Below are 14,648 nucleotides of genomic sequence, written 5' to 3' on the forward strand. Positions count from 1 at the left end.
TTTTAGGCATGTACAAGGTTGTGGCGATAAGGCCCATTTATAAATTAAAAGCTGCGCTTTTCACGCAAGCAAGCTTTGCGTCTACAGGAGTTAGGTGAGCGTTAAAGTTATAAGCCAAAGCGCGATGTAAAATCGCACTTACGTTTTTATCGCAGGCAGATCATTCTTTGGTTTGCATTTTTTTTAGCGCGTTCTTCTGCGTCAATGAGTGCTTGTGATTTAGGTGCGCGTTTTTTTTCTTCTATAGTTGGTTTTTCTGCCGAATTTGGATCCCAGCTTTCATCAAGCGATAAGTTTGCAAACGGATTGCTGCTTGCTTTGTTTACTGTTTCTTTTTTTTCAGCTGCACTTTTTGTTGTTTCACGTTCTGCGTTTATAGGCCTTGGTGCTGCTTTAGACATTACTTTTTCGCCTGGTAGCGGAGCATTTGGATCGAAGGTGCGTATTTCTGGCTCTTTAAAATTGTGCGCGGAACTAAAGTTGGTAAACTCTGGGGTCGCTACTTTTTTAGGTGTATGTAAATCGTCAGTCGTTTCGCTAGGTTTTAACGGTTCTGGGCTTACGATAACCGGTTTTATCTCATTATTTATGAGTGGATTACTGTGCACGGTTGCAGAAGATTGTGTTGTTTGTTTAGATTGTTTTTTTATCGGCTGAGCATGGGGGTCAAGTTCTTGTACTTGTGGCTCAGTGAAGCGATTGGCCTTGTTAACTTGCGCTTCAGTGGTTTTAGCGGCTGCTGCAAATTCGGTGTAGTTTGGTTCTGATTTTGGTTTTATTTCAGTAAATGTTGTTTCGTTTGTCTGCGCTAATGTTGTAGGCAAGACTTCGTCAATATTGTTGTGGTCGGCGTTTATTTTTTGTGTTTTATTGGCTTTTAATTGTGGCTGGTTGCTCTTTATTGTTTTATTTTCATCTATTATTTCAGGCGCATCTTTCGTAGTTACGTTTAATGGTGTGGCTATTTTTTGTGATTTAAGTACCTGTGTTTCAGCTACCACAGGCGCAATAATTTCGGTTTTACTTTGTTTAGTGCGACGTAAACGTATTAATACCATCACAGCAATAAGTATTACTATTACAAATAATAAGCTAGGTAAAAGCAGCGAACTTTGATCTATTGGTGCAGGTACAATAACCGGTGCTGGTTTTACTACGGGAGCAGTTATATTTGCTGGTATTTTAACCTTTACAGGTACACTGCTTTTTAGTGGCTGTGTACTTTGTTGATCAATAACTGATTTGGCTTGAGGCTCTGCATTTATTATTACTTCATTATTAATATTTGGCTGTTCAATCGTGTTTTGTTGTTGCTCGTTTTTAATACTAACGGGCAGTGGCGTTTGTAGTGTTGCTGGATTTTGTGGCGTGTTAAGTGTTGGCTCCACAACTTGAGATTGCACTGGTGTTATAACCGGAGCTCTTTCTATTGGCGGCTTTGGGTATGTTTGGGCTTGTTTGGGTTTGTTACAGTTATTGTTGTAGTCGCGTATTGCGTTTCTGTATTTTCGACTTGTTTTATCACCACTATTTTGCTGTATTTCTTGTTTTATAAGTATGCACATGGCTTCGTTATATGCTGCGCTGTTAACGCTATAAAATAGGGCAAAACAAAAGGTAAGGCGTGTTAGTAAAGTGATCATAAAGGTAAATAGCGCTTAAACATTAATAGTTCGATTTTAAGCGCAAAACTAAAATTTATCTAGGGGCTGGTTATCTTTCGAGGTTGTATGTCTGGTATTTAGGCAAGGCAGAGTCTATGCAGTGTGGTTGCTCCCCATAAATAGGCAATAACACAGCATAAATGCCAAACATGCGCTGCCCCTAAATTGAACAAATTTTAATCCTAAAAGGCAACAGAGCCTAAAACTTACCGCGTTATTAGTCTATTACCATTAAGCTACGATACTCGTCGTAGGCAAATTGGTCGGTCATGCCGCTTATGTAATCTTGAATCAATCTACAACGGTAATAAAACTCGTATGCGGCAAAGTGATCAGGTTCCTCTTGCATGGCGTTAATGGCATGTGAGTAGCTGTTTAAGTGCTTTTTAGATAGCTTTTTAACTAATCTTGACTCGATTAATAATCGTGAATCGCCATTGAGCGCACGTTTAAAATCGTCGCTATTTAATAATAGTAATGGTTTATAGCAATCAAGTAGGCCGTTAATGATTCTATAGCCTTGCAGTTCGAGCTTTTCGACTTCTTTGTTTGAAAACACATATTTAAGCGCTACATTTTTTAATGCTTTGGTAACAGCATGCAGGTGGCTTCTGTCCTCTAAAAGGGCATGATTAAAGTCGCCATGATAAATCGGCTCTATGTTTTCGATAAAGCGTTTTGCCGCATGACTCACCAGCGGGTGCAGGAGTGAAACGCGCAAGTATATAAAAAATTCACTGTTAAAGTTATATGGTTGTGCTTTGGCGCGTTCGAGTGCGTAGTCTACGGCTTTATCTACAAAATCTAGGTGTTCAGAATCGTCAATGGTGAGATTTATAAGTGCTTTTTTATAGTGACTTTTAAGCTGAATGCATAATAGCTCAGTGCTTATAATATCTTTTTCTACAGCGTCTTCAATGTCGGCAAGACAATATGAAATATCATCAGCAGCTTCCATTATATAACTGGCAGGATGACGGCAATAAGGCTCTATGGTTAATTCTTTTTGTAGTGTTTCTACGAAGCTTTTTTCGCTGTAGTAATACCCAACTTTTTTCATTAAGTAGTTTTTATTTTGTGGTATGTCTTTTGTATCAAGGCCTGCTGGGCGGGTGTACTTTAAAATCCCCGCACTTTGACTGTAGGTTAGATTGAGTGTTTGCAAAGAGTGAATAATACGTATGCCTTGCGCATTACCTTCAAAGTTACAAATATCCAGTGCAAGGTGTTTAAAAACAACGCCAATGCCTGTATTTGGCTCTTTACAACGTTTGGGTGTAACGCTTAGCAAATTATTATTAAACCAATGATTTATAGCTGCTTCGCCAAAATGTCCAAATGGCGGATTGCCTATGTCGTGCATGAGGCAGGCCATTTCTACTAGGCTTTCTAGTGGGCGTTCTAGTCCTGTTAGGCCGTAGTCTTTTTGTTGTTGGTAGCTTAAATTAGCAAAAATACGCTGCACTATAAAACGACCAACTTGTTGTACTTCAAGCGAATGAGTAAGGCGCGAACGAACGGCTGCATTACGCTCAAGTGGAAATACTTGTGTTTTTTGTTGCAAACGACGAATAGCAGCACTGTTTATTATACGACCTCGGTCGCTTTCAAGCGCCATTTGCAAGTTAGATGTTGTGCGATACATGCGCGCAGGGGTTATTTTTTTACTAAAATCAATAGTCATCGTTGTCCTTTTTGATTGTTGATGACTGGCAAAGTGAGTGCGCGGTGTCATTCTTTTTTAATATACTTACGTTAATATATACACCTAGATGAGTTAGGTACAGGCGCTTGTATCATTTGCTGGCAGTCAATTGTATTATCAAATCATTATTTTCAGTATTAGCGCACTTTTAACTAGGCGGGTATTTATAATGAAGCAGTGGATCTTAAAGGTAATATCAATTTGCCTATTAACAGGAATGAGTAATGTTGCACTTGCAGCAAAAGAACAAACGGTGGTGCTTGTATCAATTGATGGTCTGCGTTGGGATTACATTGAAAAGCACGGTGCGCCAAACTTAAAGGCAATGGCCGATCGCGGCGTTCGCGCTCAAAAGTTAATACCTGTTTATCCTACTAAAACGTTTCCTAATCATATTTCTATTATTACGGGCTTACTTCCTGTCAATCACGGTATTGTTGATAATAACTTTTGCGATAAAGCCCGCAAAAATGAGTGTTACAGTATGGGTAAAGCACTTGGCGATAGCACTTGGGTAAAAGGTATCCCTCTTTGGAATTTAGCAAAAATGCAGGGGCTTAAATCAGCAACGTACTTTTGGCCTGAGTCGGATGCGTTATTTAACGGCATGACCCCCGATTACTTTTACCATTATTCTAAATATAGCGATTACCAAAGCCGTGTAGATCAAATTATTCAGTGGTTAAGTTTACCAAAAGCACAGCGCCCGCGTTTTATTGCAAGTTACTTTTCGTTGGTTGATAGCATGGGTCATGAATTTGGGCCAGACGCACCACAAACTCGAGATGCAGTTAAACAGCTTGATGAGTTGATGGGGCAATTACAAACTCGCCTACGCAAATTAGAGCAAGACGTAAACCTAGTAATTGTATCAGATCACGGTATGACGAGCGTAAACCCAGATAAAAGTATTGATGTAACAACATTGCCTCAAGATGAAAACTTTTTAGTTAAAAATACAGGCCCTCGTTTACTTATTTATACACAACCGAATGCTGAAAATGCTGATATAGCAGGCTATAAAGCGCGTTTAGAAAAAGCGGCTAAAGGACGTTATACCGTTTTAACTGATGAACAATTAGCAGGCTATCATTATAATAAAGGTACGCGTGTGGGCGATATCGTTGTACAAACCACAGCACCTGCGGTGTTTACTAATACTAAAAAGCCGATGTATTTAGGTACGCATGGCTATGCCTATACCGATGACATGGCTGCTACGTTTATAGCTAGTGGCCCTGCTTTTAAAGAAGGAATTAGCTTAGATAAAGTAAGTAATCTTGATATTTATCCTGTGCTTGCAAAAGTAATGGGTCTTAAATTATTAAGCAAAGTTGATGGTGACGGTAAAACGTTAATGCCCGCTATAAAGCAAAAAATGGTTGTACATTAAGCTTTACCAAAAAAGAGCGCTAAGCGCTCTTGGGGGAAGGTTATAATGTTTATTTTTTAAAAGTGGGTAATGGATAGCCCACTTTTATAAGCATTTATTTAAAATTGGCAATGCTTGTTTTAGTTGCTGTTACAGTGCGAATAGCATACGACTGGTTAGTTACACCAAATGGTATGTTATTTACACTCCAATTAGGATTAGAGAAGTAGTCGTACTGTGTTGCACTTCCATATACATGTGGATAGGCCATAATGCTTGCAAACTCATTTTGTACACCGTGACCCATACCGTCAGTGTATACACCACCAGAAGTATCACCCTGTTTACGTGAATGTGCTAAGCCTTGGTTATGACCAAGTTCATGTACAAACGTAGTTGCACCACAATCAATAGCTGTAATTGAATACATGCGGTCGCTCATTGAGTTGTATAGGTTGCCGTTAGTACCTTGTCCAACCCATGCTAAACCACATGAAATAAGTCCATTTCCAGCACTTTCGCCAGTACCTAGTACGGCAATCATATCGGCTTTCCAATCGCTGCGTAAACCATCTACATAGCTGCTTTCGGTTACCGAATCAAGCCACTGCTCTGATGGTGTAATGGCATAGTCACCTAGGTTTTGTGTACCCGCTAAACGCAGCGTAATACCTACACCATTTTGGCTATAAACCTGATTTGTGAAGGCAATTAGCTGATTGATTTTAGTGTTGATATTACTAGTAGCCGCTGCTGACTGATCTGTATATAAAATACCGATATCAATAGTTTCTGCTTGTGCAACACTTGCTACACATAGTGCTGCTGCAACAGCGGTTGTAGTGATTACTTTTTTCATTATTGTATTTCCTTACTCTTAGTGTGGTTGATTTTTGGTGTTTAAAATATTGTCGCAACGGGTGCGCTCAAATTTTTAATTTGGTTAATTAGCCATCTATTTTTGGTGCAAATATGTCTACACCTTTTTCAATTTTAGGTTTAGGTGCCGTTACGTCATGCTCTATATGATTTTTATATAAATCACGTTTTGCAGCTATCCAGCCATACTTACCTTTACTTTCAAATACGTAATTACCCGAAGGTGCCGTAAATTGCCCGTATACGGCGTCTTTTCCTACGGTTAATACTGTGTTGTGCATTGCGCCATCTACGCCAACTACGCGGCCAAATATACTTTTATCACCGTTGCTTGATTCAATAACATTAGTGATCTCAGCTGTGAACGTTTCGGCTGTTTGAGGAATTGCTAAGTCGAAGTTTTCGCCCGCTTTTAATGCCTGCAATGAAGCTAAGTCAAATTCAATGTAAGCTTCATTATGTAAGTCAGTTGGTAACACTTTTGCATTTATAAGTACTTGTTTTGCTTTATTTGAGATGCGGTTTACAGCATCAAATTCATTAAATGTCATATTTTGTTTTGGGGCTGAAACCGCTTTGACATTAATAGGATCTTTACTCATATCAATAGGGGCTGGCGCATGTGTATTTTGTGTACGAAGAGTACTAACCGGCAGTAAGTCAATTGCTACAGGTGCAATTGGTTCTGCAGTGTGGTCGGTATGAATAAATAGTTCATAAAGTGCAAATGCCGACAAGGGAATGGCAATAATTAAGACTGCAACTTTTTTCATCTGTTTCTCTTTTGGTGTTTTAAGTTAACTATTTGTTACGTTTTATAGCATAAATTAGATTAGATCAAGCGAATAAATGTAATCAAAAAGTGTTAAGCACTTTATTTTTAAATCCCTTATTAAACTTATGGTTATTTTTTATAGGTACAAATATTGAGTGGTTATGTACTGATTTTTCCAGTGTTTTGGCGGGCTTTAGATTGTTTGTGATAACTTTTTTATTCTGTTTAATACAATAGTTTTATGTTGGTTTGGTCATTAATTTAGGTAAAAAATAAAAATGAATTTATTTCACTTTTTGTAGCGTAATAGTTAATTGCAAAGAAAATATTAGCCACGTATGTTGTGTACATAAAAATAAATATTAGAGAGATTTATGGCGGTTTCTGATCAGTTGCTTAATCGAATTACAGCAGGACTCGTAGCGGTTATTATTGGTTTTTCGAGTTCAATTGCGTTGATTTATCAAGTCGTAATTACCCTAGGAGGCACTCCTGATTTAGTTGCCAGCTGGATTTTAATGCTTGGTTTGGTTATGGGGCTTAGTTCCATTGGTTTATCGTATTATTATAAAGTGCCGGTATTAATTGCATGGTCTACTACTGGGGCTGCATTACTTATTTCAAGCGCTCAAGGGTATAACTTGAATGAAGCGATTGGTGCATTTATGTTATCGGCGTTGTTAGTTTTTTTGTCAGGCATAACGGGCTGGTTTGAAAAAATAATGAACCGTATTCCCAGTGAACTAGCATGTGCCATGCTTGCTGGTGTACTTGTTACGTTTGGCATTGACGTGTTTAATTTTATGAACGACATGCCTTTAGTGATTGGCTTAATGGTACTTATGTACTTTGTAGGTAAGCGATTTTTTGCCCGCTTTGCAATGCTTAGTGTACTTATTGTGGGTGTGTTACTGGCGTGGAGTATGGGAAATATTGATACGACTGCATTGCATTGGAAAATGAGCCAATTTACTTACACCGCTCCCATGTTTAACTTACAAGCATGTATTAGCATTGGTTTACCACTTTATATTGTCACCATGACGTCGCAAAATTTGCCCGGTATAGCCGTTCTCAAAGCACATAATTATAAAGTACCTATTTCTGCATCACTTAATGTGACAGGCTTCATTAATATTATAACTGCACCATTTGGGGCATATTCTATAAATTTAGCTGCAATAACCGCCGCTATTTGCATGAGCGAAGAAGCGGATAAAAACCCTGATAAGCGTTATTGGGCAAGTATTGCTGGTGGTGTTTTTTATATAATAATGGCGTTATGTGCTGCAACGTTAGTTGGGCTAGTTGCAACTTTACCACAAGCACTTATTTTGGCACTTGCAGGTATTGCACTGTTTGGCACTATTGCGAATAGTTTGCAGCAAGCATTGAATGGCTCGCAATATACTGAAGCTGCCATTGTAACATTTTTAGTTACAGCGTCAGATTTAACGCTGCTCTCGGTCGGATCTGCTTTTTGGGGAATTATCGCAGGTGTGTGCACGGTAATGATTACCCGAAAGGATTGAGTTAATACTTAATTGTTGTAGGTGAGGTTTTATACCTCGCTAATTTTTAAGCTTTTGCATGCGCGAAGTAAATTCGCATCTACAAGTTGGGTGTTTAATTGTTGTAGGTGAGGTTTTATACCTCGCTAATTTTTAAGCTTTTACATGCGCGAAGTAAATTCGCACCTATAAGTTGGGTGTTTGATTGTTGTAGGTGAGGTTTTATACCTCGCTAATTTTTACAAGCGCGAAGTAAATTCGCACCTACAAGTTGGGTGTTTGATTGCTGTAGGTGAGGTTTTATACCTCGCTAATTTTTAACTTTTTACAAGCACGAAGTAAATTCGCACCTATAAGTTGGGTGCTTAATTGTTGTAGGTGAGGTTTTATACCTCGCTAATTTTTAAGTTTTTGCATGCGCGAAGTAAATTCGCACCTACAAGTTGGGTGTTTGATTGTTGTAGGTGAGGTTTTATAAAATAAAAAGCGGTGTTAATGCTAACACCGCTTAAAAGTCACTATTTATGCGCAGTTATGAACGTTTATAACATCGGTTTTAGTACATCATATATGGCTTCAATGTGATCGTCTCGGTCATTGAGTGCCGCAATGTAACGGTATTTTTCGCCACCAGCTTCTTCAAAAATTTCACGATTTTCGCCTTCAAGTTCTTCAAGTGTTTCGAGGCAGTCAGCACTAAAAGCAGGGCTTATAATCGCTATGTCTTTAATTCCCTCACTTGGTAGGCTTTGAAGTGTTGCATCGGTATAAGGTTTTAACCATTCAGCTTTGCCAAAGCGGCTCTGAAACGTACTAATTACTTTATCTTTATCCAAGCCTAACTTTTCTACTACTAAACGGGTCGTTTGTAAACACAAACAATGATACGGGTCGCCTCGTTCTAAGAATAGTTTAGGCATGCCGTGGTACGAAAAAACCAATTTTTGTGGCATGCCGTTGGCTTCTAAATCTTCACTGATGCTGTTTGCAAGCGATTCAATATAGCGTGTATTTTTATGATAGCCGTTTATAAAATGTAGCTCTGGTACCCAGCGCCATTTACGCAGTACGTTTGATACAGCATCAAACGTAGAACCCGTAGTTGGGCTCGAATATTGTGGATACATTGGCATTATAACAATACGTGTTAATCCCTTTTCTCGTAAGGCTTCAAGGCCAGCTTCAATAGATGGATTGCCGTAGCGCATTGCCATAACAACTTCGGTATTGGTGTAGCCTTTTTCTTTTAGTAGGGTATTTAACTTAATACTTTGCTGGCGTGTAATATGGGTTAGTGGTGATCCGTTTTCGGTCCATATACTTTCATATAATTTGGCTGAACGCTTAGGGCGGACTCGTAAAATAATACCATGCAAAATAATCATCCATACTAGGCGTGGTATTTCTACAATACGGGGGTCTGATAAAAACTCTCGTAAGTAAATACGCAGTGCTGCAGCCGTCGGCGCATCAGGACTACCTAAGTTGGTAAGCAATATTCCCGTTTTTTGGTTAAAACGCTGATCGTGGGGATTGTCGGTAACGGCAGAAAATCGCGACACGGTGTGCTCCTTCAAGCAAAGTCATTAATTTATTTTAGACACATTGTAACGAAAAAAACTGCGATTTAGATCAATCATTTAGCGGTTTTAACCATTATTCTAAATGGAGTCGGCTTTTTGGCTTCAAGCTGTTGCAGTTTTTCGATTGATTTGCGGCTAAATATATGGCCTTTTGGTAATAGCATTATGCCTGTGTGGCTATGCAGAGCGTGTCCTAAAATCATGTTCTCTTTCAGTTCGCTAGCGTTACAAATAAGTATTGAGCCAGCTGAGCTTTTTTGCTCACGCATTTTTGTTTGACTAGCCTCAAGAGCACGTACAATTTTAGGGTGATAAAATGTACCGCTATAAAGCTTTACAGTATCGAGCGCATGTACATGGCGGTCTTGCTCATTTGCGGCATTACTTTGTTCAAAAGCATCCCAGTAATCACGCGCTAAACCCAACACCATTGCGCCAATCGGTATATCGTTGCCGGCTAAGCCTTTTGGCATGCCATTCCCGTTATAACGCTCAAACTGATGGTAAATAGCGTCAGAAACATCATGTAAATGTGTTGCTGGCATTAGCATTAATTGCGCTGTGCTTGGGTGCGTATAAAATGTTTTACGCTGCGACTCGCTTAATTTATTGACTGGTTTTTTATAAAGATCAGGATCCATGGCAAGTAACCCTATTTGCGCTAAGTAGCCAGCCATCGGCGCAAGATCGATACTTTTCTGCGATAAATTTAAATAGAGCGCTATTTGGGTGCAGGTATTGGCAATGTTTTGTGCCCTATTTCCATCGAGATAAGGGTTTGCATTTATAAAGTTATATAAAAGCTCGACGGTTGATTTATGCTCTATTTTTTCTCGTTCACTTGCTTCTTCTAATTGTTTTAAAACTTGTTTGATTTGTTTAGTTCGTTTTTCTACACGTTGTTCAAGATCATTGTTTAATTCGATAAGTTCTAAGTTTTGAGTTTTTACTTGTTCTTCAAGTATTTGATTTTGTTTTTTTAGCTGAAATTTTTCAAGGCTATTATTAATGCTGCCAAGTAGCAGATCGTTTTGCCAAGGCTTTTGGATATAACCGCTTATTTGACCTTGGTTAACTGCGGCTAAGGTTGTTTCTATGTCGGCATACCCTGTTAATAAAATACGCTGTGTGTCAGGCGCAAGCTTACGGGCTTGCTCTAAAAACTGTGCGCCATTCATTTTTGGCATGCGCATATCGCTGATGATTAAGCCAAATTCGTGGCTTTTTAAATGTGTTAAAGCTGTTTCGGGGTTACTGCACGCGATCGCCGTTAGTTTGTTTGTTTTTAGTAAACGGGTGAGTGAACGCAATACTATTTCATCATCGTCAACGCATAGTACATCAATGTGAGTCATGGCAGCTTTTTTAGCTGTGTCTGTCATAGCTTTATCCTTACAAGTCAATAATGTATTTTTTATTTAAGATTACTTTATTAAAGCGTAGCTCAAAAAATCACTCCAGTTACATAATTGTCAAAGATGATTAGGGCGCGTTGATCTTTGTGGATTAAAATTAGTCCCTAGAAAGAACCTTTCGGGCAGCGCATGTTTGGTATTTATGCTGCGTTATCGACTACTTATGGATAATAACCACACTACATGGCCTTGCCTAAAAACCAAGCAGTTTACTGCAAGTTCAACCACCAAAGAGCAACACGCCCTAAATGTTTATGCTTAAAGTTAATTGCTGAGTAGTCGGCAAGTTAAAAATGCTTGTTTACGCTATATGCTATTTTCGACGAAGAAATAAAAGTAAATAGTGCCTTAGACTAAGTTACGAGTATTTTTTGTTCATTACCCGTCAAAACAGACAATAACCATTATAATTTACATTGTAAACAAAACGTTAAATCTGGTAATTTGAAAATTAATACCTGTTTTGTATGTATTTAACGCACTTTTAAGTGTTTTTTTCTTATGTTATAAAATATTTGCATAATTACACCATTTTTTGTTTCTTTTTATTTGTATATGTTGCTAGGATGTTTGCACAGGCTGCTAATAAAGTGGTTTAAATAATTTATAAGAACACACAAAAAAACAGGGTCGTCACTATGTCAACATACCGTTTAAATACACTTGCTGTAGCCGTTGCTTTTGCGTTTAGCGCACCAAGCATTGTTAACGCAGAAGAAGCACCAGTGCAAGCTGCTAAAAACATAGAGCAAATATCTGTATTAGGATCGCGTGTATCTAACCGCACCTCTACAGAGTCTTCTTCTCCTATAGATTTAATTGACGCGGATGATTTAACTAAAGGTGGTTTTACCGAATTAGGCCAAAGCCTTCAAGCGACAGCGCCTTCATTTAACTTTTCGCGTACACAAGTATCAGACGGTTCTGATTTATTTAGACCCGCAACACTTCGCGGCTTACAACCAGATCAAACCCTTGTATTAGTAAATGGTAAACGTCGTCATAACCAATCAATTTTTGGCCTTAACGGTACAGTTGGTGCAGGCGCTGCGGGTACTGATATGAATGCCATTCCGTTAACGGCGCTTAAAGGCGTTGAAGTATTACGCGACGGCGCTGCAGCGCAGTATGGCTCTGACGCGATTGCAGGTGTTATTAACTTATCTCTTAATAACTCAACCGGTATTACAACGGGTTTTGTACAATACGGCGGCACAAGTGAAGGTGACGGCGACACTATTTCAGCAGGTTTAAACCGTGGTTTTGAATTAGGTAACGAAGGCGGCTTTATTAACCTATCGCTTGAGTACCGTGATGCCGACGGCACTAACCGCGCCGAGCGCGATACGGGTGGTTCGCTTAATGTTGAACCAGGTACGCTAAGTGAAGATGTACGCTGGGGCCAAGGTAACTCAGAAAGTGAATTTACGTCGTTATTCTACAACATGGCATTACCAATGGGCGACGGTGAGCTTTACTCGTTTGGTGGCTACTCAGAGCGCACGGCGCTGGGTAATGGTTTTTACCGTAACTTTAACGAAGCGTCTAAAAACGTAACACAAGTATATAGTGATGGTTTTTTACCGCGCATATATAATGAAGCACAAGATATTTCAGTCGCGCTTGGTTTTAAAGGCGATATAAACACAGATTGGACTTACGATGTATCGGCTGTTTATGGTGAAAACCAATACGATTTTACATCACGCAATACATTAAACGCTTCTTACGCGGCTGAGTATTTATTTAATAACCCAAGTGCAAGCGATACCGATATTGCAGCAAACTCAGGCCCTACTGGCGGTTACTCAGGTGGTTTTAGATTTGATCAAACAACTGTTAACCTTGATGTAAACGGTATTGTAGATATTGGCCGTAGTGAGCCTTTATATGTAACAGTAGGTGCCGAATACCGTAAAGAAAACTACGAAATAGTGCCTGGCGATGAAGCATCATACGCCTGTGGACTAGCAAATATGGATACCTCGTACCCATCAGTAAACGATCCGGATCAATTTGCACAGTGTGGTTTTCAAGCTTATAACGGCCTACGCCCTGAAGCGGCTAACGACAGCGACCGTAACAGCTACGCAGTTTATGTAGACGTAGAAACTATGATCACCGACGCATGGAACGTAAGTGGTGCGCTACGCTATGAAGATTTCTCAGATGCTGGGGATGATTTAATTGGTAAATTAGCAACACGTTATGAATTTTCAGATGACTTTGCAGTACGTGGTGCGCTATCTACTGGTTTTAGAGCGCCATCACTTCAACAAAGTGGTTATGCAGCTTTTACAACTAACTTAGGCTCAGACGGCACATTAACGCAGTCGTTCACGGCAAACACTGGGACCGCTTTCCCAAGTGCGCTAGGCGTAGATAGCTTAGAGCTTGAAACATCAACAAACTACAGTGCAGGTTTTGTTTACGATGTAACAAGCGAGCTTTCGTTAACGGTTGATTTTTACCGTGTAGAAATTGAAGACCGTATTACACTTGGCAGCTTACTTTCGGTTGACGACGTATCGTTTAGCTCAGAAGCGGTTGCAGCGCTACAAGCAACTGGTGCAGTGCAAGCTAACTACTTCTCAAACTCGGTTGATTCTACTACGCAAGGTGTTGATATTATTGCATCGTACCGCACTGAAGTTGAAGGCGGCAATTTAGGAGTAACCTTTGCAGGTAACCTAAACGATACTAAAATTGACAGCGTAAATGCAAAAGACGGTATTCCTGAAGCGGTTGCTTTTGATGATTTACAACGTAGCTTTTTTACCGACGGACAACCGAGCGAACGTGCAACGCTTACGTTTGACTACGAACGCGATGCCTACACATCAACCATTCGCTTTAACTACTTTGGCGAAACAGACGTAAAATACTTTGGTAACGACCATATTTCATTACCAGGTGAGCTTTCGCCTACGGGTTCATTTAAACCAACAAGTACAGTTGAGTCTGCTGTGTTAGTTGATTTAAATGTAAGCTACCAAATTAACGACATGTTTGCGCTTTCGGTTGGTGCCGATAACGTATTTGACGAAACGCCAGATGAATTAGGTGATGACGAAGTACTTAATTTTATCACCAACGGTGCATTTAAATACCCTGTACGCGCATTGCCATACGGTTTTGACGGCAGAACGTATTATGCAAAAGTAAGCTTTAGTTTTTAATTATTTTATAAAAAGGTAAAGTAAACTAAAGTAATATTAAGCGCAGTTATTAACTGCGCTTTTTTTATGCTTTTTTATTATTAAAAAGTACCTGTTGGGCATTAAAAATACTTGCGCGGTTGAAAATTAAGCCTACAATCGCCATCTCTTAAATAGGCCAATATAAAAGCCTCTTTATTATTTAACTTAAAATAACCATTAGTTGATAGGAAATATATGACTAAAAAATCTAAAGCAAAAACCGCAAACACCGGCGCGGTAGACACAGGACGAGGCGTTATAAACCACAATGCACTAGCAGCGTTGGTAACCTCTAAATTATTTAAACCACAAGTAGTTAAAGCTAAAAAAGGCAAAGGCTCGTTTAAGCGTAGCAACAAGCATTCAGGACAAGAGTCCTATTTAATTGCGGCTTAAATAGCACCGATCAAATAGGGCTTTCGCCAGCGCAGAACTAACTCACGCGAGAAGCATCGTTTTTAATTTTAAAGTCTGTTTTCCATTTTAAATATGACGAGCTGCACTCGTTACGCCAGCAAGCTGCACTCGTTACGCCAGCAAGCTG

At 39.4% G+C, this 14,648-nt stretch carries 10 protein-coding genes; 4 read left to right on the forward strand and 6 right to left on the reverse strand.

Annotated elements, in window-relative coordinates:
- Positions 1-146: 146 nt before the first annotated feature.
- A complete protein-coding gene (locus P20495_RS01020) occupies positions 147-1,643 on the reverse strand; it encodes a hypothetical protein (RefSeq protein WP_008139249.1) in 1,497 nt (498 codons plus the stop codon).
- 238 nt (positions 1,644-1,881) lie between these two features.
- Positions 1,882-3,348 carry a dGTPase gene (gene dgt / locus P20495_RS01015; RefSeq protein ID WP_008139250.1) on the reverse strand — a complete coding sequence of 489 codons (1,467 nt, stop codon included), beginning with the start codon at positions 3,346-3,348 and terminating at the stop codon, positions 1,882-1,884.
- A 190-nt stretch (positions 3,349-3,538) separates the two neighbouring features.
- Between dgt and P20495_RS01010 the strand changes: the two genes are divergently transcribed.
- Positions 3,539-4,762, forward strand: coding sequence for an alkaline phosphatase family protein (locus P20495_RS01010; protein WP_007378990.1), 1,224 nt, complete (start codon positions 3,539-3,541; stop codon positions 4,760-4,762).
- A 94-nt stretch (positions 4,763-4,856) separates the two neighbouring features.
- Here the strand turns inward: P20495_RS01010 and P20495_RS01005 are convergent, their stop codons facing one another.
- Together P20495_RS01005 and P20495_RS01000 are read right to left on the reverse strand one after the other, a co-directional pair.
- Positions 4,857-5,600 (reverse strand): reprolysin-like metallopeptidase, encoded by a 744-nt coding sequence (locus P20495_RS01005; protein ID WP_007378991.1) that lies wholly within the window; start codon positions 5,598-5,600, stop codon positions 4,857-4,859.
- A gap of 88 nt (positions 5,601-5,688) precedes the next feature.
- The gene (locus P20495_RS01000) at positions 5,689-6,393 is read right to left on the reverse strand and encodes a hypothetical protein (RefSeq protein WP_008139253.1); all 705 of its coding nucleotides are present in this window, start codon (positions 6,391-6,393) and stop codon (positions 5,689-5,691) included.
- Between the two features lie 376 nt (positions 6,394-6,769).
- On the opposite strand from P20495_RS01000, the gene P20495_RS00995 reads away from it, so the two are divergent.
- Positions 6,770-7,927, forward strand: coding sequence for a benzoate/H(+) symporter BenE family transporter (locus tag P20495_RS00995; RefSeq protein ID WP_008139254.1), 1,158 nt, complete (start codon positions 6,770-6,772; stop codon positions 7,925-7,927).
- 521 nt (positions 7,928-8,448) lie between these two features.
- Here the strand turns inward: P20495_RS00995 and hemH are convergent.
- A complete protein-coding gene (hemH, locus tag P20495_RS00990) occupies positions 8,449-9,468 on the reverse strand; it encodes a ferrochelatase (RefSeq protein WP_008139258.1) in 1,020 nt (339 codons plus the stop codon).
- A 74-nt stretch (positions 9,469-9,542) separates the two neighbouring features.
- On the reverse strand, positions 9,543-10,871 hold the full coding sequence (locus P20495_RS00985; RefSeq protein WP_007377405.1) for an HD domain-containing phosphohydrolase: 1,329 nt from the start codon (positions 10,869-10,871) through the stop codon (positions 9,543-9,545).
- 671 nt (positions 10,872-11,542) lie between these two features.
- On the opposite strand from P20495_RS00985, the gene P20495_RS00980 reads away from it, so the two are divergent.
- Positions 11,543-14,083, forward strand: a complete 2,541-nt coding sequence (locus P20495_RS00980; RefSeq protein ID WP_008139263.1) for a TonB-dependent siderophore receptor — start codon at positions 11,543-11,545, stop codon at positions 14,081-14,083.
- A 216-nt stretch (positions 14,084-14,299) separates the two neighbouring features.
- Positions 14,300-14,500: a ribosome alternative rescue factor ArfA gene (gene arfA / locus P20495_RS00975; RefSeq protein WP_008139265.1), complete on the forward strand. Its 201-nt coding sequence runs from the start codon at positions 14,300-14,302 to the stop codon at positions 14,498-14,500.
- The last annotated feature ends 148 nt before the right edge of the window (positions 14,501-14,648 follow it).

Source organism: Pseudoalteromonas sp. BSi20495, assembly GCF_000241185.1.
Taxonomy (GTDB): domain Bacteria; phylum Pseudomonadota; class Gammaproteobacteria; order Enterobacterales; family Alteromonadaceae; genus Pseudoalteromonas; species Pseudoalteromonas fuliginea.